The 23,119-nt window shown below is 71.3% G+C and carries 20 protein-coding genes; 10 read left to right on the top strand and 10 right to left on the bottom strand.

The features are described from left to right. Positions 1–96 precede the first annotated feature (96 nt). Both ACZOOI_RS07290 and ACZOOI_RS07285 read left to right on the top strand, forming a co-directional pair. Positions 97–918, top strand: a complete 822-nt coding sequence (locus ACZOOI_RS07290) for an SDR family NAD(P)-dependent oxidoreductase (RefSeq protein WP_465279976.1) — start codon at positions 97–99, stop codon at positions 916–918. 227 nt (positions 919–1,145) lie between these two features. Then, positions 1,146–1,796, top strand: a complete 651-nt coding sequence (locus ACZOOI_RS07285; protein ID WP_465279975.1) for a restriction endonuclease — start codon at positions 1,146–1,148, stop codon at positions 1,794–1,796. A 78-nt stretch (positions 1,797–1,874) separates the two neighbouring features. Here the strand turns inward: ACZOOI_RS07285 and ACZOOI_RS07280 are convergent, their stop codons facing one another. From ACZOOI_RS07280 to ACZOOI_RS07270, 3 genes are all read right to left on the bottom strand, one after another. Next, positions 1,875–2,093 (bottom strand): FmdB family zinc ribbon protein, encoded by a 219-nt coding sequence (locus ACZOOI_RS07280; protein ID WP_465279974.1) that lies wholly within the window; start codon positions 2,091–2,093, stop codon positions 1,875–1,877. Positions 2,094–2,114: 21 nt separating this feature from the next. Beyond that, positions 2,115–2,435 (bottom strand): antibiotic biosynthesis monooxygenase family protein, encoded by a 321-nt coding sequence (locus tag ACZOOI_RS07275; RefSeq protein ID WP_465279973.1) that lies wholly within the window; start codon positions 2,433–2,435, stop codon positions 2,115–2,117. 112 nt (positions 2,436–2,547) lie between these two features. After that, positions 2,548–4,839: a collagenase gene (locus tag ACZOOI_RS07270; protein WP_465279972.1), complete on the bottom strand. Its 2,292-nt coding sequence runs from the start codon at positions 4,837–4,839 to the stop codon at positions 2,548–2,550. 425 nt (positions 4,840–5,264) lie between these two features. On the opposite strand from ACZOOI_RS07270, the gene adh reads away from it, so the two are divergent. Together adh and ACZOOI_RS07260 are read left to right on the top strand one after the other, a co-directional pair. Continuing rightward, positions 5,265–6,782 (top strand): aldehyde dehydrogenase, encoded by a 1,518-nt coding sequence (gene adh / locus ACZOOI_RS07265; RefSeq protein ID WP_465279971.1) that lies wholly within the window; start codon positions 5,265–5,267, stop codon positions 6,780–6,782. Then, the gene (locus ACZOOI_RS07260) at positions 6,782–7,219 is read left to right on the top strand and encodes a DUF779 domain-containing protein (RefSeq protein ID WP_465279970.1); all 438 of its coding nucleotides are present in this window, start codon (positions 6,782–6,784) and stop codon (positions 7,217–7,219) included. Before adh ends, ACZOOI_RS07260 begins: the two co-directional genes overlap by 1 nt. A gap of 36 nt (positions 7,220–7,255) precedes the next feature. Here the strand turns inward: ACZOOI_RS07260 and ACZOOI_RS07255 are convergent, their stop codons facing one another. Together ACZOOI_RS07255 and ACZOOI_RS07250 are read right to left on the bottom strand one after the other, a co-directional pair. Further along, positions 7,256–8,398 (bottom strand): prenyltransferase/squalene oxidase repeat-containing protein, encoded by a 1,143-nt coding sequence (locus tag ACZOOI_RS07255; protein ID WP_465279969.1) that lies wholly within the window; start codon positions 8,396–8,398, stop codon positions 7,256–7,258. A gap of 286 nt (positions 8,399–8,684) precedes the next feature. Next, on the bottom strand, positions 8,685–9,728 hold the full coding sequence (locus ACZOOI_RS07250) for an MBL fold metallo-hydrolase (protein WP_465279968.1): 1,044 nt from the start codon (positions 9,726–9,728) through the stop codon (positions 8,685–8,687). Between the two features lie 322 nt (positions 9,729–10,050). Here ACZOOI_RS07250 and ACZOOI_RS07245 point away from each other — a divergent pair, with 322 nt between their 5' ends. Together ACZOOI_RS07245 and ACZOOI_RS07240 are read left to right on the top strand one after the other, a co-directional pair. Further along, on the top strand, positions 10,051–11,514 hold the full coding sequence (locus ACZOOI_RS07245) for an aldehyde dehydrogenase (RefSeq protein ID WP_465279967.1): 1,464 nt from the start codon (positions 10,051–10,053) through the stop codon (positions 11,512–11,514). A 78-nt stretch (positions 11,515–11,592) separates the two neighbouring features. Beyond that, positions 11,593–11,823, top strand: a complete 231-nt coding sequence (locus tag ACZOOI_RS07240; protein ID WP_396011420.1) for a ferredoxin — start codon at positions 11,593–11,595, stop codon at positions 11,821–11,823. 120 nt (positions 11,824–11,943) lie between these two features. On the opposite strand, the gene ACZOOI_RS07235 is transcribed toward ACZOOI_RS07240, so the two are convergent. Next, positions 11,944–12,549 carry a TetR family transcriptional regulator gene (locus ACZOOI_RS07235; protein ID WP_020554687.1) on the bottom strand — a complete coding sequence of 202 codons (606 nt, stop codon included), beginning with the start codon at positions 12,547–12,549 and terminating at the stop codon, positions 11,944–11,946. 197 nt (positions 12,550–12,746) lie between these two features. Between ACZOOI_RS07235 and ACZOOI_RS07230 the strand changes: the two genes are divergently transcribed. From ACZOOI_RS07230 to ACZOOI_RS07215, 4 genes are all read left to right on the top strand, one after another. Further along, positions 12,747–14,162 carry a glycosyltransferase family 4 protein gene (locus ACZOOI_RS07230; RefSeq protein WP_465279966.1) on the top strand — a complete coding sequence of 472 codons (1,416 nt, stop codon included), beginning with the start codon at positions 12,747–12,749 and terminating at the stop codon, positions 14,160–14,162. Positions 14,163–14,227: 65 nt separating this feature from the next. Next, positions 14,228–15,004 carry a class I SAM-dependent methyltransferase gene (locus ACZOOI_RS07225; protein WP_465279965.1) on the top strand — a complete coding sequence of 259 codons (777 nt, stop codon included), beginning with the start codon at positions 14,228–14,230 and terminating at the stop codon, positions 15,002–15,004. After that, entirely contained in the window at positions 15,001–16,134 is a 1,134-nt protein-coding gene (locus ACZOOI_RS07220; RefSeq protein ID WP_391581551.1) for a glucosidase family protein, read from the top strand. The genes ACZOOI_RS07225 and ACZOOI_RS07220 overlap by 4 nt, the downstream gene beginning before the upstream one ends. 418 nt (positions 16,135–16,552) lie before the next feature. Then, entirely contained in the window at positions 16,553–18,421 is a 1,869-nt protein-coding gene (locus ACZOOI_RS07215) for a serine/threonine protein kinase (protein WP_465279964.1), read from the top strand. Positions 18,422–18,515: 94 nt separating this feature from the next. Here the strand turns inward: ACZOOI_RS07215 and ACZOOI_RS07210 are convergent, their stop codons facing one another. The 4 genes from ACZOOI_RS07210 to ACZOOI_RS07195 form a co-directional block, all read right to left on the bottom strand. Further along, positions 18,516–19,529 (bottom strand): LLM class F420-dependent oxidoreductase, encoded by a 1,014-nt coding sequence (locus tag ACZOOI_RS07210; protein WP_465279963.1) that lies wholly within the window; start codon positions 19,527–19,529, stop codon positions 18,516–18,518. A gap of 213 nt (positions 19,530–19,742) precedes the next feature. Beyond that, positions 19,743–20,639, bottom strand: coding sequence for a hypothetical protein (locus tag ACZOOI_RS07205; RefSeq protein ID WP_465279962.1), 897 nt, complete (start codon positions 20,637–20,639; stop codon positions 19,743–19,745). 180 nt (positions 20,640–20,819) lie between these two features. Next, positions 20,820–21,833, bottom strand: coding sequence for a hypothetical protein (locus tag ACZOOI_RS07200; protein ID WP_465279961.1), 1,014 nt, complete (start codon positions 21,831–21,833; stop codon positions 20,820–20,822). Positions 21,834–21,944: 111 nt separating this feature from the next. Further along, complete coding sequence (locus ACZOOI_RS07195) at positions 21,945–22,955, bottom strand: hypothetical protein (RefSeq protein WP_465279960.1); 1,011 nt, start codon at positions 22,953–22,955, stop codon at positions 21,945–21,947. Positions 22,956–23,119 lie beyond the last annotated feature (164 nt).

The following is a 23,119-nucleotide window of genomic DNA, read 5'->3' as shown; positions in this document are numbered from 1 at the left end:
ATCGTTCATTCCCCGTTGCGCCGTTGACCTCGCGAGCGACCTGGGGGAGCATGCGCAGATCTGACGCATCGTCACATTCGCCGAGGAGGCACCACCATGCTCGATCCCGAACCCCTCGCCGGTCAGGTCGCGGTCGTCACCGGAGGCGGCGCGGGCATCGGCGGCGGGGTCTCTCGGCTGCTGGCCCGTGCGGGTGCGCTGGTGCTGCTGAACGACATCGACGCGGACTGGGCCGAGCAGGCCCGGGTGGACATCGAGGCGGCCGGCGGGCGGGTGGAGGTGGTGCTCGGCGACATCCGCGAGTCGGCCACCGTGGCCCGGCTGCGCGACGCCGCGCTCGCGGCGGGCGGCGCGGATGTACTCGTGAACAACGTCGGCGACTATCGGCCCTCGACCACCTTCCTGCGCAGCACGGAGGAGGAGTGGCAGGCGCTGCACGCGATCAACTTCGAGCATGTGTTGCGCGTCACGCACGCGGTGTTGCCGCAGATGGTCGAGCGTGGCTCCGGCAGCATCGTGAACGTGTCCACCGTCGAGGCGCTGCGTGGCATCCCGGGTTGCCCGGTCTACTCCGCCTACAACGCGGCGATCATCGCGTTCACCAGGAGTCTCGCGGTGGACGTGGCGCGCAAGGGGGTCCGGGTCAACGCGATCGCACCGGACATGGCGAACACGCCGCAGACGACGTACGAGGCCAAATTGCGTGATCGTGACCCCGCGCTGATCGGTTCGTGGGTGCCGATGGCGCGATTCGGCGAACCCGACGACTACGCGAAGGTTGTGCTCTTCCTGGCGAGTGCCGCATCGTCATATGTGACGGGCCAATTGATTCCGGTGGACGGCGGTACGACCGCCGCGAGCGGTTGGTACGGCAAGGCGGACGGTCGCGGTTGGACCAACCTGCCGGATGGTGCGTGAGCGGCATTTCGTAGGGTGTCCGGTTGTTGTTCTGTTCGGGAACCGGGCAGGTGTCCCGAACGTCGGGACAGCAGGGGAACGAGATGTGTGGCCGGCCGAGTCGGTCGCGTCGATCGGATCGGGACGGCGTGAACGACACCAGTACGACCACGAGCACGATGACGAGCACGACCATGAGAACGACCACGTGTACGACCGGCCAACGCGTCACCGGGGGGACGACGGACATGGCACGTACGACGACGAGGGCCTACCTCAATCTGGCGATCCTGGTCGCCGGGCTCGAACTCCTCGCCGTCGGCATCTGGTTCGTCCTGGAGGGCATCCGGGTGAACCAGTCCGACGGCTTGATGGTCGTCTACATCTGCGCCGCGGCGGGGCTGGCCTCGGCGATCTGGCTGGCCGGATACCGGCCGCGGGCCGACGAGTGGACCGAACACTGCGACGACACCGCGCTGCGGGACGCGAAGGCGCGGCTGGACCGGATGGACCCGGCCCGGCTGGCCGAGCACCTGGCGGAGCTGTGCGAGCGGGACGGGCTGGCCGAGGTGGAGACGGTGCGGGTCGTCGAGGACGCGTACGCGGTGGACATCCACGCCAGGCGTGGCGACGGGACGCCGGCGGTGCTGCGGTGTCGCAGCGCGGAGGGGCCCGGGCCGGTGGCGGGCGGCGTGGTCGAGGACTTCGTGAGCGCGCTCGCCGTCGACACGGATGCGGAGGCGGGCCGGTCGGGGGCGTTGTTGCTCGCGACGACGGCCGGGTGCTTCTCGGCCAAGGCGGCGGCACTTGCGGCTTCCGCCGGGGTGGTGTTGTTGGATCGGTCGGCGCTTGCGCACTGGGAGTGCGACAAGGAGGTGCCGGCGCCCCTGGCCGCGTAGCGGGCGTTGGCCTCATGCGCCGGCCGGGCTGGGTGGCCTCATGCGCCGGCCGGGCTGAGGGCCTGCTGGTTTGTGGGGTCAGTTGCAGCAGCCGCCGCCGCAACAGCCTCCGCCACCGCCTCCGCCGGTGGAGGGGCGGGGGGTGGTGGCGGCGCCGGTTACCGCGACTGTGGAGAGCAGCTTTGTGGTGTCGGCGTGGCCCTGGGGGCAGGTGGCCGGGTCGTTTGCCGCGGACATCGGGCGGTTGAGTTCGAAGGTGAGTCCGCAGGCGCGGCAGCGGTAGTCGTAGCGAGGCATGGTACTCAGGTTAGTCGGATGTCACGCCTTCGGGCCGGTGCTCTGGACGACCTCGAAGGACCACAGGGCCGAGTCGGTGGACGCCGGCTTCGGCCGCTCGGCGCCGTCGCCCTGTGCGTGGGCGGCCTTCATGTTTCCGTCCATCCACGCCTGGAAGTCGGCCTCGCTGCGCCAGCGGGTGTACACGAGGTACTGATCGGTCCCCGCCACCGGGCGCAGCAGCTCGAACCACTCGAAGCCGTCCTGCGAGTCCACCATCCCGCCGCGCGACGCGAATCGCTGCTCCAGGGTCTCCCGCATCTCGGCGGGCACGGTCAGCGCGTTGATCTTCACCACAGACATGGGACCAGTGTGCCCGATGGGGAGGACCCGGCCGGTCCGGCGGGCCGGGCGCGGCATCGGGACGGCCCCCGGGCGCGGGGTGGGCAGCGCTCGGGGGCCGTCGTTCGGGGGGTTATGGGCGGAGGGGGCCCTCGCAGGAGTAGGTGGAGGTGGCGGCGCGGCCGTTGGACCAGGGCACGGGCGGGGCGAAGTGGCAGTTCATGTCGGCGAGGTTGTCGAGCGCCGCGCCGGCGCGGGTGAGGATGAAGTAGTCGACCGTGGCCGCCATGTCGGTGTGCATCCGGCCGGGGTCGGTCGAGCCGATGTTCGCGGTGATCGAGCCCTTGCAGGTGAAGCGCGGCAGCGCTTCGCGGGTCGCGGTGCACGACGTCGGGTCGTTGCCGGTGGCCCGGCGGAAGACCCGGCGCACGTGGTCCGGCCCGGTCGCCGAGAGCTGCCCGGTCGGGGTGTACGTCGCCACCGGCACGATCAGGTTGTTCACGTCGGCGATCTGCCGGTCGAGGTAGGCGTCGAACTCGGCCTGGAAGGTCGGCCCGCTCACCCGGTTCAGGAAGGCGTCGTAGCCGGCCACGTCATTGTCGCGCAGGTGCGTGTACATCTCGGCGAGCAGGTCCGGGTGGTCCCGGCCGAGCATCGAGAAGAACGATCCGGCGTAGGCGTAGTAGCGGAAGAAGTAGCCGTCGTCGTCGTACTTGAAGTGCAGCGTCTCGCGGACCGACGGGCGGCTGCCGTACTTCTGCACGTCCGAGATCACCTTGGTGACCAGCGACTTGCGCAGCTTCACCCCCTGATCGCGGGTCGCACCCGCCAGGTACTCGGCCATGCCCTCGTCGAAGGCCGTCGTCCGGTTCTCCGCGTACCACGGTCCCTGGCCGAACGAACCGGGCACCGCATAGCGGCCGTTGAGGTAGTGGGTGTACTCGTGCCGGAACAACTCCTCCAACTGGAGCAGGGAATCGCGCGGCACGACGCGCTGGTACGTGTAGAAGGTCGCGCCCTCCTCGATGTACAACCCGCCGTTGTTGGTCGCGTAGCCGTACAGGAACGGCTGGTAGGTGTGGTAGTCGGCCATGCTCGCGTAGAGCCGGACGGTCAGCTTGTGGTTCGGGTCGCCCGCGAGCGGCTGATCGACCCCCACCGTGCGGAAGAACTGCTCCTTGACCTGCTTGGACGCGTAATACAACTGCTCGACGGTGGCGCGGTCGAGGGACGTGTGCACCTCGATGTCGCCCTGGTCGAAGGTGTACGTGTCGGGGAAGACCGTGGCCTCGACGTCGGCCCGACACACCCCCGCCGCGTGGCACCGACCGTAGGTCTCCAGCCAGTGGGCGACCTCGCTCCACGGCACCGAGAAGCGGCCGTACCAGCCCTCCGTGGCGGTGAGCATGGTGCCGAGTCCGGTCACCGTCTCGGCGGTCAGGCTCGGGATCCGGCCCAGCCGGCCGTACTCGTACACGCCGTTGCGCAACAGCCCGGAGGTGCTCGGCGTGTTCAGGTGCCGGTAGCCGACGAACGCCTCGAGCCCGGCGCGGTAGGCGGGATCGGCCTGCACGGCGGCGATGAAGCCCGCGTCGGCGTTGTAAATGCCGTGGTAGGCCAGGGTCTGCGCGGAGAGTACCGCCTCCCGTCGGGCCGCGTTCTGCCACGCCGCGGTACTGCCGTCCAGGTCGCGGAACATCCGGGTCAGCAAAGGGAGTTGGTGTTGGCGCACGCCGTCGACGTCGACGCTGATCAGCACTTCGCGCAGCAGTGCGCCCGAGGTGGGGGTGAGGTCGAACGCGTGCGGTCCGGTGCGGAACGCGTCGGCGGCGGCGCTGATCGCGGCCACCGTGGCCGGTCCGCGCAGGTCGATCGCCGGGTTGTCCCAGTCGAGGTAGAGCGCGGCATGCGTGAAGTACCAGAGTTCGTACATGTGCGACGCGTTGGTGCCGTCGTAGCCGGGGGCCAGTGCGGTGATCCGGGCCAGCACCGCCTGGAGGTGAGCCGGCGTCAGCACCCGGCCCAGCTCGGGGGTGTAGGTCCACAGGAAGCCGCGCAGGCAGTCGGGTCCGACGTCGGCACGGGTGAGGAAGTCGGCCAGCGCCTGCGGGGACAGCGCGGAGAACTCGGCAAGGGTGCAGCCGGGCACCGGGGCGGCCGTGGCCCGCAGTTGCGCGGGAAGCCCGAGCGGGAGGTCGGACGGGGACGGACCCCGGCCGGGTGCCTTCGCGTTGCTCCCGTCGACCGGACCCGGACCGCGGTCGGGGTCGAGCGAGAGCGGTGAGCCGATCCGGTCGACCTCGTCGCCCGGATCGGCCGCCGTCGCCGTGTTCGCTTGCCCGACCCGCGAGTTCGTACTCGTGGCCGGGCCCGCCGAGGCCGACGGAGCCACTGCGATCGGCAGTACTCCAACAGCCAGTGCCAAGAGGGGAACGCTTGTGGCAAACCACTTCCTACGGCGTACGTGAGCACTCATGTACGGCCCTTCGGGCACGGGTGGACCACGATCGGCGGTCCACGGTGAGAACACGACGACGAGTACAATTGCACATGTCACACGTGACATCCAGATGGATTCCTGCCGAATCGACGACCAACTCCCGCGCCGGGCGGGGGTATCGCCGGAAGGACTCGGCGAAGCCACCGACCCGGTGAGCGACGGTCGGCGGACGACGGGCGCGCGGCTCGTGGCGAAGGCTGCGGACGGGCATTTCGCGCCGGCGAACCCGTGACCATCGCCGCCCGAGCGACTAGCGTCGGCCGCAGGCGCCCCGAGCCGCGGCACGGCCCGGACGGGGGCCGCCGATGGTCCGTCATGCCCAGCGCACGGCAAGGGAAGCGGAGGCTCGCGTGGTCTACAGTCAGCCCGGCCAACCGGACAGCATCGTCAACTTCGAACCCCGGTACGACAACTACATCGGGGGCAAGTGGGTACCGCCCGTGCAGGGCCGGTACTTCGAGGACATCACCCCCGTGACCGGACAGCCGTTCTGTGAGGTGGCCCGCTCCACCGCCGAGGACGTCGAACTCGCGCTGGACGCCGCACACGCCGCGGCCGACGCGTGGGGACGGACCAGCGTCACCGAGCGATCGCTGATCCTGCTGCGGATCGCCGATCGCATCGAGCAGAACCTCGAACGCCTCGCGGTTGCCGAGACGTGGGAGAACGGCAAGCCGGTCCGCGAGACCCTGGCCGCCGATCTGCCGCTCGCCGTGGACCACTTCCGCTACTTCGCCGGAGTGATCCGGGCCCAGGAAGGCTCCATCTCGCAGCTCGACGAGGACACCGTCGCCTACCACTTCCACGAGCCGCTCGGCGTGGTCGCGCAGATCATCCCGTGGAACTTCCCGCTGCTGATGGCCACTTGGAAGCTCGCGCCGGCGCTCGCGGCCGGGAACTGCGTCGTGCTCAAGCCCGCCGAGCAGACGCCGGTGAGCATCCTGGTGCTGATCGAACTGATCGCCGACCTGCTGCCGCCCGGCGTGGTCAACGTGGTCAACGGCTTCGGTTTCGAGGCCGGCAAGCCGCTCGCGAGCAGCAGCCGGGTGGCCAAGGTCGCCTTCACCGGCGAGACCACCACCGGTCGGCTGATCCTCCAATACGCGTCGGCGAACATCATCCCGGTGACCGTCGAACTCGGCGGCAAGAGCCCGAACATCTTCTTCGCCGACGTGGCCGACGAGGACGACGACTTCTTCGACAAGGCGGTCGAGGGCTTCGTGATGTTCGCCCTCAACCAGGGCGAGGTCTGTACGTGTCCGTCCCGGGCACTGATCCACGAGTCGATTCACGACCGCTTCATGGAGCGCGCGTTGGCGCGCACCCGGGCGATCGTGCAGGGCAACCCGCTCGATCCGGCGACCATGGTCGGCGCGCAGGCGTCCAACGACCAGTTGGAGAAGATCCTGTCCTACCTGGACATCGGCCGGCAGGAGGGCGCCGAGGTGCTGATCGGCGGCGCCCGCAAGGTGGTCGAGGGCTTCGAGGACGGTTACTACGTCGAGCCGACCATCTTCAAGGGCACCAACGACATGCGGATCTTCCAGGAAGAGATCTTCGGCCCGGTGGTCTCGGTGACCACCTTCCGCGACGACGCCGAGGCACTGCGGATCGCCAACGACACGCTGTACGGCCTGGGCGCGGGCGTGTGGACCCGGGACGCGACGCGGGCGTACCGGTTCGGCCGGGAGATCAAGGCCGGCCGGGTGTGGACCAACTGCTACCACGCCTATCCCGCGCACGCGGCGTTCGGCGGCTACAAGGCCTCCGGCATGGGCCGGGAGAACCACCGGATGATGCTCGGCCACTACCAGAACACCAAGAACATGCTGGTCAGTTACTCGGCGAAGAAGCTCGGATTCTTCTGATGGACGAGCCGGCACGGACGCCGGGCGGCCCTGCCGGGTCGGGCATCCCGGCCGACGTCGAGAAGGTCGCGATCACTGCGGCCGCCGCCGACCTCGTGGCCGAACTCGCGGCCGAGCACGGGCCGTTGCTGTTCCACCAGTCGGGTGGTTGTTGCGACGGGTCGTCACCGATGTGCTACCCGCGCGGGGAGTTCCTGGTCGGCGACGCGGACGTGCTGCTCGGCTGGGTCGCGGACCAGCCGTTCTACATGTCCGCCGCGCAGTACGAGTACTGGCGGCACACCCACCTGACCGTGGACGTGGTGCCCGGCCGCGGCGGCGGGTTCTCGGTCGAGGCGCCCACCGGCAAACGATTCCTGATCCGCTCCCGGGTGTTCACCGACGAGGAGGCGCGCCGGCTGGAAACGCACGCGGTGCCGCCGGGCCGCCGGCACTGAGCAGGCCGGGCACCGGAAGCCGAAACGGGCGGGCGCTCAGTCCTCGCGGCGGCTGCGCCGCATGCCCAGGATCAGGGTGGCGGCCAGCAACACCGCGATCACCGCGCTCACCGTGTCCCGCAGCGTGTGATCCTCCGGGCCGTCGATCAGGTTGCTCTGGTTGGTCATGTCCGCGGTCGGCGTCGTCGCCGGGCCGGTGGCCGCGAGCAGGTTCGGCAGGTCCAGGCCGCCGAACGTGGTGACCGTGCGGTTCGTCGCCACGGCCGCCAGGATCAGCGACGCGAGCCGCACCGGGTCGTTGCCCGCCATGGTCTTGGCACCCGCGGCCAGCCAGTCGACCGCCGCGCCCGCCTCGGCCGGGTGTCCGGTCGCCGACAGCGCCTGGACCGCCGCCGCGGTGGCATCGAAGTCGGTCGGCCCACCGAGATGGTTGCCACCGGCCTTCAGCTTGGCGATCAACCACGCCGCACCGCCCTGCGCAGCCGCCTGCCGGTTCGGCTCGGCGCCGGGGCAGACGATGGGCGTGACCGCGATGGAGGGCGCCGGGACGGCCGGTTGGGTGCCGTATCCGAGCGCGAGCACCGAGCGCGCGGTCAGCAGCGGGTCGACCGGCGCGCCCGGGCCCGCCGCGAACGCGCCCCGGTCCGGCTCCGGCGCGGTGCAGCGCAACTGGGTCGCCTTGAGCGCGTCGGTGGGGGTACGGCCCTGCGGAGACCTGAGCAGTTCCGGCGAGCTGCCGGACGTGACGATCGCGCTGATCGCGGCCGCCGTCGCGGTCGGGTCGCCGATCGCGTTCGGGCCGGGTACGGCCGCGAACGAGCCGTCCGCGAGTTGCTTGGACCGGAGCCAGTCGATCCCGCGGGCGACTCGCGTGTCGTACGTACGCAGCGCCCGCAGCGCCTCGATCGCGGTCGCCGTGGCGACGGTGTCCTCACGATCGGCGTCGCACGGCGCCGCGGGATCGGCGCGGTACGCGGTGAAGCCGCCGTCCGCGCACTGCTGCCCGAGCAGCCACTCGATCGCGCTCGGGGCCGGCGTGCTGTCGGTCGAGGCCAAGGCCAGGACCGCCAGCGACTGCCGGTACACCCCGTCCGCGCTCGGATCGCTCTTCCCGTACAGCGCGGGCGGCACCGGGGCGCTCTGCGCCTTGCCGGCGGAGACGCGTGCGACGACCGACACGGGGACGGTCGTGCGCGGTGCCGGTTTGCCCGCGGCGGGGCCGAGCTCACCGCCGGGAGGCGGCGGCGTCGGTGCGGCGCCGGCCACCCCCCCCGTCCAGACCGAGCACAACAGCGCCGTCGTGAGCACGGAGGCCGCCGCGGCGCGCCCGCGGCGTCGGGGGGAGGGCATGCATGGCCTTTCGCTGAACGCTGTGCGGATCGGACCGCGCTGCACGGATCGGACTGTGGGGGCCACTGTCGAGAGTTCTCGTCACCCTACCCGGGTGCCCCCCGGGCCCCGAGCGTCACAGGGCCGTATAGCGCACCGGGTCGCCGCCGGACTCGGCGGTCGCCCGTCCGCGCTTGACCAGGTGGCGCAGGTGCGCGGCGGCCTCGCTCAGCGCCAGTTGCCGATTCTGCGCGCCCAGCTGCGCCCACGGCCGGTTCCAGTCCATGCCCTCGGCGATCTGCCACAGGGTCAGCGATGCCGCGCGCAGCCGGGTGTGCAGCGCCGCAAGCCGCACCTCGTGCAGCCGGGCCACCTCCGCGGCCCGGCCCGCAGCGTCCGTGAAGGCGTGCTCGTGCGCGGGCAGCACGCCGGTGATCGGCAACCGTGCGACACGTGTCAGGGAGGCCAGGAAGTCGCCGAGCGGGTCGGCCTCCTCGGCCTCGTCGTACAGCCCGATGTGCGGCGTGATCGAGGGCAGCAGGTGGTCGCCGGAGAGCAGCCGACCGTCGTCGCCCTCCAGGTGCAGGCAGACATGGCCGGGTGTGTGGCCGGGCGTCCACACCGTGCGTACCGTGCGGCCGGGCGCGGGGGCGAGTTCGCCGTGCACCAACTCGCGGTCGGGCACCGCGTAGCGCAGGCGCGGTCGGCTGCTCCCGGCCGCGGCGGTGCGCAGGCCGGTGAGCGCGTCCAGGGCCTCCTGCGGCGCGCCCGCGAGGGTGAGCACCTCCAGGTGGTGCCGCAACCACGCGGCGCGCGGCGCGCGGTTGATCTGCTCGACCTGCTCGGCGTCCGCCGCGTGCAGCGCGATCCACGCGCCGGAGACCTCGCGCACCTTCTCGGACAGTCCGTGGTGATCGGGGTGCGCATGGGTGACCAGGACGCCGTGCACGTCCTCGATCGAGGTGCCGACCTCGACCAGGCCGTCGACCAGGGCCCGGTAGGAGATCGGGTCGTCCCAGCCCGAGTCGACCAGGACCGGCCCCGCGTCGGTTTCGAGTACGTAGACGAGGGTGCAACCGAGCGGATTGTTCGGGATCGGAACCGGGACGGTCCACACGCCGTTGCCCAGATCGGCGACACGGGGAGCGGGTGGGGTGGGGCGGTCGGGTGCGGTGGTCACGGGCGGCCTCCTTCTCGACGGTTCTCGAAGTGGCGCCAGTCGAACGCCGGATGCCCGCCCGGCTTCGGTGATCACCATAGAACACGTTCTCTCATACATCACCGAGCCGGTGACTTGAGGGGTCGTCAGATCGAGATCCGGCACGTACGATCCTTACCTGTCAGCCGATGAGACTCCAGTCTCATTCGAGCCCGGAATGCGTTGTTCCCTCGGCAGCAAACTGATATCTGTTCTAGTCAGCGTTCAGTCAGAGTTCTGCTCATAGCCCGCAAGCCCCTGTATCGCGCAGCGTGTGTGCACGCCCGCACCGAGGAGGACCGTGATGACGGATATCGTGGAGCACAGCCAACTGGTCATCGGCGGACAGCTGGTGGACCCGATTGGCAAGGACACGATCGAGGTCGTCTCGCCCCACACCGAAGAGGTCATCGCGCGCGTTCCGCACGCCTCGACCGCGGACGTGGACGCCGCGGTCGCCGCCGCGCGCAAGGCATTCGAAGAGGGCCCGTGGCCGCGGATGTCGTTGGACGAGCGGATCGCCATCCTGGAGAAGATCCGCGACGGCTTCATGACGCGTTCGCAGGAGATCGCCGAGGTGGTCGCCTCGCAGAACGGCTCGCCGGTCGGCTGGGGTCTGTTCGCGCAGGCCATCGGCGCCGGGATGATCTACGACACGGTGGCCAAGATCGCCCGCGACTACCAGTGGGAGGAGAAGCGGACCGGCTTGCTCAACCCGCTGCTGATCCGCCGCGAGGCGGTCGGCGTGGTGGCCGCCGTGGTGCCCTGGAACGTCCCGCAGTTCGTCACCGCCGCCAAGCTGGCGCCGGCGATCGCAGCCGGCTGCACGATCGTGCTCAAGCCGTCCCCGGAGACCCCGCTCGACTCGTACATCCTGGCCGAGATCTGTCGTGAGGCGGGCCTGCCCGACGGCGTGCTGAGCATCGTCGCCGCCGACCGCGAGGTCAGCGAATACCTGGTGGCCCACCCCGGCATCGACAAGGTCGCCTTCACCGGCTCGGTCGGCGCGGGCAAGCGCATCATGGAGGTCGCCGCGCGCAACCTCACCCGGGTCACCCTGGAACTGGGCGGCAAGTCGGCGGCGATCATCCTGCCCGACGCCGACCTGGAGCACACCGCCACGACGCTGCTGCCCAACTCGTACATGAACAACGGCCAGGCGTGCGTGGCGCAGACCCGGATCCTGGCGCCGCGCGGCCGCTACGACGAGATCGCCGAGCGGTTCACCGCGTGGGTGGGCGAGCTCAAGGTCGGCGACCCGATGGCGGCCGACACCCAGGTCGGCCCGCTGGTGGCCAAGCGGCAGCAGCAGCGCTCCTTCGACTACATCCGGATCGGCCAGGAGGAGGGCGCCAAGCTGCTCGCCGGCGGCGGCCGTCCCGAGGCGTTGGAGAAGGGCTGGTACGTCGAGCCCACGCTGTTCGGCGACGTGGACAACGCGATGCGGATCGCGCAGGAGGAGATCTTCGGCCCGGTCGTCGCGCTGATCCCCTACGACGACGAGGAGCAGGCGATCGCGCTGGCCAACGACTCGGACTTCGGGTTGTCCGGCAGCGTGTGGACCAACGACATCGAAAAGGGCATCGACGTCGCCCGCCGGATCCGCACCGGCACCTACTCGGTGAACACGTTCGGCCTGGACTTCTTCGGCCCGTTCGGCGGCTTCAAGAACTCGGGCATCGGCCGCGAGTTCGGTATCGAGGGCCTGGGCGCGTACACCGAGGCCAAGTCGATCGCGTTGCCCGCGGGCTACGACGCGCAGATCTGACCGTCGCCGCCGGCCCGCCCCGCAGGGCGGGCCGGCGGCTCCAGGCCCCGCGAGGCCGAGCGAAGAAGAGGTGTTCTGATGGGTGATCGCTGGCGCGTCGAGGTCGACAGGGGCGTCTGCATCGGTTCGGGCATGTGCATCGGCAGTGCCCCGACCGATTTCAAGCTGGACGCGGGTCGGCAGTCGCACCCCAGGGCGGAGGAGATGGACGCCTCGGACGCGATCCTGGAGGCGGCTGAGAGCTGCCCGGTCGAGGCGATCTCGATCATCGAGATCGCCTCGGGCAAGCCGGTGTTCCCGCCGGACTAGATCCGCGAGGCCGGCGGGCGGCGGCGTTGCCGAGGCGGCGCCGACGCCGGGTCGGGCCGCCGCCCCGCCGGACCGGTGCGTGTCGGTGACCGCGGCGCGGCGGGGGCAGGTGTGGGCGGCTCAGTCCTCCGGGATCAGCCGGCAGACCGTTTCGATGTCGGTGCGGACCTGGGCGATGGAGGCTCGGCCGTTCAGCCACGCGATCAGCGACGAGTGCCACGTGTGGGTGATCACCCGGATCACCGCGAGATCCTCGGCGGTCGGCTCGCCGGCCGGCTCGTCGCCGCTGATCGCCTCCAGGATCATCGTGGTGGTCTCCCGGCTGACCGTGTCCACCTCCGCGCCGACCGAGCGGTCCGCGAACTGGAGCGCGCGCATCATCGCCTCGGTCAGGTGCGGCTCGCGCTGCATGCCCTTGAACGCGCGCAGCAGCGTGTCCACCACCCGCTCGCGCGAGCCCGCGCTCCGCGGCGGGCGCCGGCGCAGCTGCGCGTGCAGCTGATCCAGCTGGTCGTACATGGTCGCCACGAGCAGGTGCACCTTGGACGGGAAGTAGCGGTACAGCGTGCCCAGCGCGACCTCGGACAGCTCGGCGACCTCGCGCATCTGGACCGATTCGTAGCCGCCGCGGGCGGCCAGTTGGGTGGTCGCGCGCAGGATCCGCCGGCGGCGCGCCTCCTGCCGCTCGGTCAGCGGCGCCCGGTCGGCCTTCGTATACGTCGTCATGTCAGCCTCTCGGTGCGCGGCGGTTCGCCGGCCGGTGTGTTACGGGTCACGCGGTGCTCGTCGCAGTGGGTACCCGGCGGTATCTTGGCTGGTCTCCGACGAGCAGATACTGAAACTTGTTCTAGATTACGCGACTACTATGCTCCGACGAGGGCAGCGATAGGGGGCCATTCGTGATACGGGAGACCGCAACCGCTGTGGATACCCAGGTGGGCCCGGCGCGGACCTCCCCGGAGCGACCCTTGCGGATCGCCCTGTTGGCGTATCGCGGCGACCCGTACTGCGGCGGACAGGGAGTCTACGTCCGCCACCTGTCCCGTGAACTCACCCGGCTCGGCCACGAGGTCGAGGTGATCTCCGGCCCGCCGTACGCGGTCGTGGACGAGGGCGTGAAGCTCACCACACTGCCCAGCCTGGACCTGTACCGCGACCCGGACCCGTTCCGGCTGCCCCGGCTGAAGGAATACCGGGACTGGATCGACGTCCTGGAGGTCGGCGGCATGCTGACCGCGGGCTTCCCCGAGCCGCTCACCTTCTCGCTGCGCGCGTGGCGGCACCTGGCGGCCCGGCGTGGTGAGTTCGACATCGTGCACGACAACCAGACGCTGGGCTACGGCCAACTCGCGCTGCCCCGACTCGGGTTTCCGCTGGTGACCACGATCCACCACCCGATCACGGTCGACCGCGCGCTGGAGATCGGCGAGGCCACCACGCTGCGGCGCAAGGCCACACTGCACCGCTGGTACGGGTTCACCACCATGCAGAAGCGGGTGTCCGCGCGGCTGAGCGACGTGCTGACCGTGTCCGGCTCGTCCAAGGCCCAGATCATCGACCACCTCGGCGTCTCGCCGAGCCGGGTCACCGTGGTCCCGGTGGGCGCCGACACCGACCGGTTCGCGCCGGATCCCTCGGTGGCGAAGGTGCCCGGCCGGATCGTCACCACCGCGAGCGCGGACGTGCCGCTCAAGGGCCTGATCCACCTGGTCGAGGCGCTCGCCAAGCTGCGCGCCGACCACGACCACGTCGAACTCGTGGTGGTCGGCCGGCCCAAGGGCGACGGGCCGGTGCTGCGCGCGATCGACCGGCTGGGCCTGACCTCGGCGATCCGGTTCGTGTCCGGACTCAGCGACGACGAACTGGTCGACCTGATCCGCAGCGCCGAGATCGCCTGTGTGCCCTCGCTCTACGAGGGCTTCTCGCTGCCCGCCGCCGAGGCGATGGCCTGCGGGACCGCGCTCGTGGCGACCACGGGCGGGGCGATCCCGGAGGTCGCCGGTCCGGACGGGGAGACCTGCCTCGCGGTGCCGCCGGGCGACCCGGAGGCCCTGCGCGCCGCGCTCACCCGACTGCTGGAAGATCCCGAACTGCGCGCCCGCCTGGCCGAGGCGGGCCGCGCCCGGGTGCTGGAGCGGTTCACCTGGCGCAACACCGCGGTGCGTACCGTGGAGCGCTACCGGGCCGCACTCGCGGCCGGTCCCACCGCGCCGACCACGGCCGGCGCCGGCAGACGCGGGATCACCGAGCGCGCGAGCGACGTCCTGCTGGGCCGCTCGCCGTTCGGCCGCCGGTTGCCGCCGCCCGCCTCGCACGGCGGCGGACCCGGAACCCGCTGATCCCAGCCCACCCTCGCCGGCCGCCCCCGCAACCGGTTCGCGCAATACGAGACGGAGTCGCCGACTTGCTCACCGTGGATTTCTCCCGCTTTCCCCTGGCCCCGGGGGATCGGGTCCTGGACATGGGTTGTGGTGGCGGCCGGCACGCCTTCGAGGCATACCGGCGCGGCGCCGACGTGGTCGCGCTCGACCGGAACGCCAAGGACATCGCCGAGGTGGACGCGATGTTCGCCTCGATGCTGGCCGCCGGTGAGGTGCCCGAGGGTGCGCGGGCCGAGGCACTCGTCGGGGACGCGCTCGCGCTGCCGTTCCCGGACGACAGCTTCGACCGGGTGATCATCTCCGAGGTGCTCGAACACATCCCGGACGACAAGGGTGTGCTGAACGAGCTGTTCCGGGTGCTCAAGCCCGGCGGCCTGGCCGCGATGACCGTGCCGCGCTACGGGCCGGAGAAGATCTGCTGGGCGCTCTCGGACGCGTACCACGAGGTCGAGGGCGGACACATCCGGATCTACAAGGGTGACGAGTTCGAGGCCCGGATCCGCGAGTCCGGGCTCCGGCCGTACGGGACCCACCACACGCACGCGCTGCACTCGCCGTACTGGTGGATCAAGTGTGCGGTGGGTGTGGACAACGACAAGGCGCTCCCGGTCCGGGCCTGGCACAAGCTCCTGGTGTGGGACATCATGAAGCGCCCGCTGGCCACCCGCCTCGCGGAGAAGGCGCTGGACCCGCTGATCGGGAAGAGCCTGGTGGTCTACGCGACCAAGCCCCGGCCGACCGAGGAGACCGCGGCCGGCGCCGACGGCGCGGACACCGACCTCGCCGGGGCGAGCGCGTGAGCCTCGCGGGCCGCCGGCGCGGCTCCGAGCCCGCGCTCGAACTGCTGGCGCTGGAAGGCGTGTTGACGCTCGATCAGGTGGCCGAGACGATCGACGGGATCGCCGCCGTGCAGCGGCCGGACGGGTCGATCCCGTGGTTCGTCGGCGGACACTTGGACCCGTGGGACCACACCGAGGCCGCGATGGCGCTCGACGTGGCCGGCCGGCACGACGAGGCCGAACGGGCGTATCGCTGGCTGGCGAGTCGGCAGGAGCCGGACGGCTCGTGGTATGCCGCCTACGTGGACGGCGCGGTGACCGACCGCAACAAGGAGGCCAACTTCACGGCCTACCTCGCGGTCGGCCTGTGGCACCACCATCTGCTCACCGGGGACGAGGAGTTCCTGGTCCGGATGTGGCCGCAGCTGCGCGCGGCGATGGGCTTCATCCTGGACCTGCAGGCGCCCGGTGGGGAGATCCGCTGGAAGCGCGACGAGCGTGGGGTGGCGGTGCCGGACGCGCTGCTCACCGGGTCGGCGAGCATGTACCAGGCGCTGCGCTGCGCGCTGGCGATCGCCGAGCACCTCGGCGAGCCGCAGCCGGACTGGGAGTTGGCCGCGGGCCGGTTGGGCCACGCGGTGTTGTCGCACCCCGAGCGGTTCCTGGACAAGAACCGCTACTCGATGGACTGGTACTACCCGGTCCTGGGCACCGCGCTGCGCGGGCCGGCGGCGGACGAGCGGATCAAGGACGGCTGGGACACCTTCGTGGTGCCGGACCTGGGCGTGCGGTGCGTCTCCGACCGGCCCTGGGTGACCGGTGCGGAGAGCTGCGAACTGGCCATCGCGTTGTGGGCGTTGGGGCAGAGCGACCGGGCGGTCGAGATCGTCTCGTGGATCCAGCGGCTGCGGCACGAGGACGGTCTGTACTGGACCGGGTACGTGTTCGAGGACGACGCGATCTGGCCGGTGGAGCGGACCGCGTGGACGGCGGGCGCGATGATCCTGGCCACCGCCGTGCTGGGTGGGGAGCCGGCCACGACGGCGGTGTTCGGCGGTGCGGTCTCGGCGTTCGAGGGCGATGGGTTGCCGGTCGGGCTGGATCCGGCGCAGGTGCGGTGTGGTTCGGAGCTGTGTGTGGACGGGGTTTGAGCCTGGGGTCCTCAGTCGCCGGACGGGCTTGTCCTCAAACGCCGGACGGGCTGGAGGGGTTGTCCTCAGTCGCCGGACGGGCTGGGCGGGTTGTCCTCAAGCGCCGGACGGGCTGAGGTTTCGGGTGCCTTGGGTGTGTTGGGTCGGATTTCCTGCTTGTCCTCAAACGCCGGACGGGCTGGGGGAGTTGGCCTGGGCGGGTTGAAGGATTTGGCGTGGGTGGGTTGAAGGGCTTGGTTCGGTGGGGCGGGGGAGTTGGTTCGGGTGGGATGGGGGCGTTGGTTCGGGATTGTCGGGTAGGTGTGGGTGGGGTCGGTTGGGCTGGTGATCGGGGGTCGTGTACTCGGTTGTCGGTGGTGGTTGTGGCGGCAATAGGGTTCGCGTGGGGGGCTGGGCGACTCGCGTGACGAGGGTGGGCATGGCGGCTGGGTTGGAGCCGGGGGATCGAATAGGTCCCTATACGGTGGTGGGATTGCTGGGCGCCGGCAGCCCCGGTTGGGTGTATCTCGCGCGCACCGGTGCCGGGCGGCCGATGGCCGTGCGGATGTTGTACGGCGAGCAGCGCGGCATCAAGCGCGCGCAGAAGGTGCGCGGGCCGGGCGTGGTCGAGGTGATCTCCGCCGGTGGCGCGACCCGCAATCCGTGGGTGGCCTCGGTGTACGTGCCCGCGCCGTCGCTCGCGGACCTGGTGATCTCGTGCGGTCCGTTGCCCCCGGATGCGGTGCGGTGGCTCGCCGGCGGGATCGCCGAGGGGCTGGTGACGATCCATCAGGCATCGCTCGTGCACGGCGATCTGCGCCCCGCGCAGATCGTGGTGGCCTCGGACGGCCCGCGGGTGACCGGATTCGGGATCGAGGGCGCGGGCAACCCGCTCGCCGCGCCCGGATACCTCGCCCCGGAGCAGGCCCGAGGCGAGGAGCCGGGGCCGGCGTCCGATGTCTACGCGCTCGGCGCGCTGCTGTGCTTCGCGGCGACCGGACGGCCGCCGCACTCCGGTGCGGGCGAGGCGGAGATCCGCCGCAACGTGGCCGCGGGTGAGCCGGAACTTGCCGATGTGCCGGACGAGTTGATCGAGCTGATCCGCTCCTGTCTGACCCGGGATCCCGAGGATCGGCCGACGCCGCGTGCGCTGCTCGACGAGGTGGCCGCGGACTCGGCCGATCGCCGGGGGGCGTACGGCGCCGCCGCCTGGCTGCCGGCGCCGGCGATGGAGCTGATCGACGCGTACCACCGGCGTGGGCGCCTGGTCGGTGACCCGCCCACGGTGCCGCTCGCCGATCGACTCGGCAATCCGGCCGGCGGCTCGGCGAAGGGCGGCTCCGCGCACGGTGGTTCGCTCGGTGACAAGGTCGGCCCGGTGAAGCCGACCGGACCTGCGGCGGCGATCGAGCCGGCTGCGGCGGATGCGTCCCGACAGCCGGACCCGGCCGGACCTGCGGGGGCCGAGGCGCACCCGGGCGAGCCGGGGAAGCCCGGGCCGGGCCGGGCCGACTCGGTCGGGGCAGCCGTCGCGGATCCGCCCGCCGCGGAGCCGTCGGCCGCCGCCGAGACGATGCAACTGGCCCGGATCGTCGAGGCGATGGTGCCGCGCATCGACGACAGCGACGATCGGCGGGACACGTACGACGTGCCCCACCCGCCCGAGCCGCACGCGGCCGGCGGGGCCGGTTGGCTGTTGGTCGCCGCGCTCGTGGTGATCGCCCTGGTGGGCGGCCTGTTCGGGGGTATTGCCTACGAACGCGGGCGCGGGGACCGGGAGCGGGGCAAGACGGCCGCGGCCGACGACACCCGTGCGTCCGGCTCGCCCACCGACCCGATCGCGGCCTTCGTGACGAGCGCACAGGTGGGCGGCTGTGTGGACTTCGCGAGTGACGGCACGCCCGGGTGGCGGCCCGCCGCGCTCCGCACGCTGCCGTGTGAGGATCCGGCGGCCCGGCAGCGGGTGTTGGCGCGCACCTCGGCCGGCGGCGGTACGACGGACTGCATGAACACCGACGGGCGCAGTCGCTGGCCGGCGACCCCCGGCGTGGCCGCGCTGTGTCTGGAACGGATCTTCCGTCCGGGCGAGTGTGTGCCCGCGGAGACGCGCGACGGCCGGCAATGGGCCTTCCTGGCCTCGCTGGTGCCGTGCGAGGGCCCGCTGCCGCAGGATCGCCCGGCCCGCCTGCGGATCGACGAGGTGCACCCGTTGGCCGCCGCGAACGCCACCAGTTGTCCCGGCCGCTCCCCGGTCTACTACCCGCTGCCCTCCCGCAACCAGGAACTGTGCATGGCCCCGCTGCCGTAGTGCCGCCCGCGCCGCCGGACCCGCCACGACGAACCGGCGGGGCCGGCGCCCGGCCGGCCGACCCGGTCGGTGCCGGCCGGGTCGCCCGTCGACGTCAACTCGCGAGCTCGGCGAGCAGTTCGAGGGCGGCGTGGTTGCGGGTGGTGACGATCATGTCGGTGACGTGCGGGTCGGCGGACCAGACGGCGAACCGCTCACGGATGCGGGCGGCCGGCCCGACCAGGGCGATCTCGTCGACGAAGGCGCTCGGCACGGCGGCGATCGCCTCGTCCCGCTTGCCTGCCATGAACAACTCCTGGATCCGGTCCGCCTCGTCGGCGTAGCCGAACCGGCGCATCAGGTCCGCGTGGAAGTTCTTGTTCTTCGCGCCCATCCCGCCGATGTAGAAGCCCATCGCCGCCTTGATCGGGTACATCGCCTGCTCCACGTCGTCGCCGAGGGCCACCTGCACCATCGGCGCGATCCGGAAGCCGGCCGGCTTGTCGCGCAGCGCGTCCGCGTACACCTCCGGCCGGGTCGGGGCCCAGTGCAGCGGCAACCATCCGTCCGCGATCCGCGTGGTCAGGTGTACGTTCTTGGGCCCCTCCGCGCCGAGGAAGATCGGCAGGTCGGCGCGCAGCGGGTGGGTGATCGACTTGAGCGGCTTGCCCAGCCCGCTGCCGTCCTCGCCCGTGTACGGGTGCCGGGCGTATCGGCCCTCGGCGACCACCGGTCCCTCGCGGCGCAACACCTGGCGGATGACGTCCACGTATTCGCGGGTGAAGGTCAGCGGGCTCTTCGGGAACGGCCGCCCGTACCAACCCTCGACCACCTGCGGGCCGGACAGCCCCAGGCCCAGGATCATCCGGCCTGCGGAGAGGTGGTCCAGGGTCAGCGCGTGCATCGCGGTCGCGGTGGGCGTGCGCGCGGTCATCTGGGTCACCGCGGTGCCCAGTTTGATCCGCGAGGTGTGGGCGGCGATCCAGGTCAGCGGCGTGAAGGCGTCCGACCCCCAGGACTCGGCGGTCCACACCGCGTCGAACCCGAGCTGCTCGGCCTTTTGCGCCAACTCGACGAAGTCGGCGGACGGGCCTCGGCCCCAGTACCCGAACGTCAGACCCAGCCTCATGGCGTTACCTCCACGGAGTAGCACGGCGAATCGCCTCCGCAGACTAGAACACGTTTTACTTTCTTGGGAGGCCGACTCCCCCGGGATCAAGCCGTGGCGCTGGGCCGAACCACCTTCCGGGCACGCGAAAGGGCGCCGTCCGGGTGGACGACGCCCTGTCGTGTTGCCGAGTCGCGGTGTCTCGGTACTACCGGTTCCTCGGGAGCACCGGTGTCACGAGCGCTGGATACCGATCGTGTTCTGAAGCACGCCGCGCACGTTGTCGACCTCGACCAGCAGGCCGTTGGGGTGCTCGGCCACCGCCAGGTACCAGACGCCCGTGTTCAGGACGCCCTTCTCCTGGTTGGTGTGCTCGTCCAGCATCGGGCGCGAGTCCGGCACCGAGAACCAGAAGGGCTGGAACGGCGCGCGGGCGCCGCCGGGCGCACCGCCCGGGGCGGGCTGCTGCATGCCGCCGGGACCCTGCGGACCCTGCGGGCCGGGGCCGCCGAAGCCGCCCTGCGGACCCTGCGGAGCCGGGCCGCCGAAGCCGCCCGGCTGCGGGGCGCCGCCGTACGACTGCGGACCCTGGCCGCCCTGCGGACCCTGCGGGCCGCCGTAGGGCGCGCCGCCGAACTGCTGCTGACCCTGCGGGCCGCCGAACTGCCCCTGCGGGCCCGCCGCGGGGCCGGCCGCGCCGAGCAGCGGCACCTGGAGGGCAGGCATCACGGTGGTGGCGATCATGGTCGCGACGAGGACGATGACGAGCAGGATGAGGAAGATGCCACCGATCCCCATCTCGACGCCGAGGTCACTGTCGGCCTGCGCGATCGACCACAGCGCGGAGATCGGCGCCAGGATCGTGAGCGGCAACGCCCACTGACGCGCGGTCAGACCGAGGATCGGCTTGTCCCGGAGCTGAGGGAGGAGGCCACCGAGGATGAACAGGACGGCGGCGATGATCGGCGTGAGAACCACGGCGAAGACGGTCGGCGCGAGATGCGACGACCACGCGTTGACACCCTCGTCCGAACGCGTCGACTTGACGTAGTTGAAGAACGAGAAGATGAAGATGAGCACGGCGGCGACCCCGATGACCGCGTCGCCACGCGAAAGCTTTCTGACGTCCACTAATACTCCTCCCGAGGGGGATGGGCGCCGACAGCGTACGGGGGCGACCCAAGTCGTGCCACCGACGTCGCCCCCGCGCGTCCCCGGTGCATTGGTCCGGGGACACTGTGCCAGACGGGGGAACGATCTGTACCCCGACCCCACGCGACGCGCCGTATGGGGGCATTTTTTCGAAGATGTCTATTCGCCCCGCTGAATACCCGTCAGATCAGCCAACACGCCCTGTAGGCCGTCGATATCGATCACGATGCCGCCGTCTCGAACGCCCACTGCGAGATACCACACACCGGGGTGCAGGGTGGCCACCGCGTCACCGGAGTGGTCCAGCGGGTGCAGCGGCCTCGGTTCGGGCACGGCCAGCCAGTACTGCTCGAACGTGCCCGGATCGCCGGACTCCGGCGCCGCGGGGGCCGGCTCCTCGACCGGTGCGGCCGGCTCCGGGGCGTCGTCCTGCTTGAACAGCAGCACCGGCGGCTGGACCGCGGGCGGTTGCATCGGCGGCGTCTGCGGCGGGGGAGTGTTGCCCGACGGCCCGTAGACCGGCGGTGCGACGGGCGGCGGGATCGGGAAACCGCCGGTGCCGGGAGGGCCGGGCGGGTACCCGCCGGGAGCGCCGGGGAAGCCACCGCCGGGGTAGCCCTGCCAATTGTTCTCGCGCGGGCGCACCAGCGGGGCGTTCAGCCCGCCGATCCGGTCGACCGTCAACAGCAGCAGCGCCTGGAGCACGGCGAAGCCCGCCAACCCCCATGCGCCCCAGCCGTGTCCGGCCTCCACGGTCGCCTGCGTGTCGCCGTTGGTGCGGGCGTAGTCCTCGGCGAAGCGCGCCAACTTCTCGTAGCCGCCGTCCGCGCCGAACAGGGCCCACACCGCGCTCCACGCCGCCGCGATGCCCAGCGCGACGCCCCACTGCCGAAAGGCGAGTCCGCAGAACTGGATCTCGGTCGGCTGCGGCGAGCCGGGCCGGAAGGTGAACCGGCCGACCAGCAGCAGCACCAGCGAGATCGAGGACAGCAGGACGACGGCGGGCGCCAGCGGCGAGAAGTCGCCGATCCACGCCGAATAGTCCTTGCTTCCCTCGGTGATCTGTTTGCCCTTGGCGGTCACCGTGTACCAGGGGAGAAACGAGAAGACCAGAACTCCGATCGCCGCCGCCGCGACGATCAGATCACCTCGGGTGACGCCTTTGCGTGGCATCGTGCTCCTCCCTGACGGGGCTTTCGTACTGCTCGGAATTGCCGTGCGTCTGCTGGGCCCGGCCCGGTGCCGGTGCGGTCGCCCGCACCGGCACCCGAGCCTGACGTACCGTCATTCTCCGCGCTGGATCCCGGAGACGTCGCTCAGGACCCCTCGAACGCCGTCCGCCTCGACCAGGACGCCGCCCGGATGCGGGGCGACCGCGAGGTACCACTGGCCGGTCTGCAGCGTGGCCACCGGCTCCTTGGACAGGCCCTCGGCGGGTGCCAGCGGCCGGGCCTCCGGGACGGCGAACCAGAACTGCGCGAACTCCTGCGCGTCCCGACCCGGCGCGGCCGGCTGCGCGCCGGCGACCGATGCGCCGCCGGTGCCGGTACCGGCGCCCGCGCCGGTGACGTCCGGGGGCGGCATGTGGGCCGGCACCCCGGCCATCGGCGCGCCGGCGCCGGTGCCCGTGCCTGTGCCTGTGCCCGGAACCGGGTAGGCGGGCGGCGGGTAGGCGCCGGTGGCGTTCGGCAGCGGGTAGCCGGTGTTCGGGTCGACCGGGGCCGGGTAGCCACCGGTGCCGCCCGGCGGCGGGTAGCCCCACGGCTGCTGCGGGACCGGGCTGAACAGCGGTGTGGCCAGGCTGGGGATGCGATCCCCGATGATCAGGAAGAGCGCCGCGACGAGCCCGGCCACCATCATCAGCCAGGCGAAGACGGTGGGTCCGGCGTCGATCGAGTCCGAACCCTTGACGATGTCGCCGATCACGCCGCCCGCCCCGAACGGGGCGAAGAAGCCGCTGATCGCGCCGGTGACGCCGAACGCGATCGCCCACTGGCGCGGGGCCAGACCGAGCACCGGCTTGTCCGGTTGGGCCACGAAGCGGCCGATCACCAGGAGCAGCGCGGCGAGCAGCGGCACCAGCACCACGGCCGGCATCAGCGGATAGAAGTTGACCGTCCAGGCGTTCCAGCCCTGGCTCCGACTGCGCCCGCCGCTGTCGAACAGGCTGTCGTCGTCGCTGCTGCTGCTCAGCGATTCGCTGACTTCGTAGTATTTGAAGAACGAGAAGATGAAGATCAGGACGATCGCGAGAATGACGATCGCATCGCCCCTCGTGATCCCTTTCCGGTTCAACGTTTCTCCTTAACAGGTACGGAGGGGACGTGACGTCGACGACGGCGCGGGGCGCGCCGGACGACGTGCGGTGCGTGGACGGCTCGCGCCGGGCCCGATCGTGCGGCTCACGGCAGTCGGTGGCCCGACCGGGAACCGTCCGGTGGTGCATGGCGCGCGTGGAC

It is taken from the genome of Embleya sp. L77, assembly GCF_055557415.1.
The sequence above is the reverse complement of the archived record's forward strand: the minus strand, read 5'-3'. Positions and strand labels throughout refer to the sequence as shown.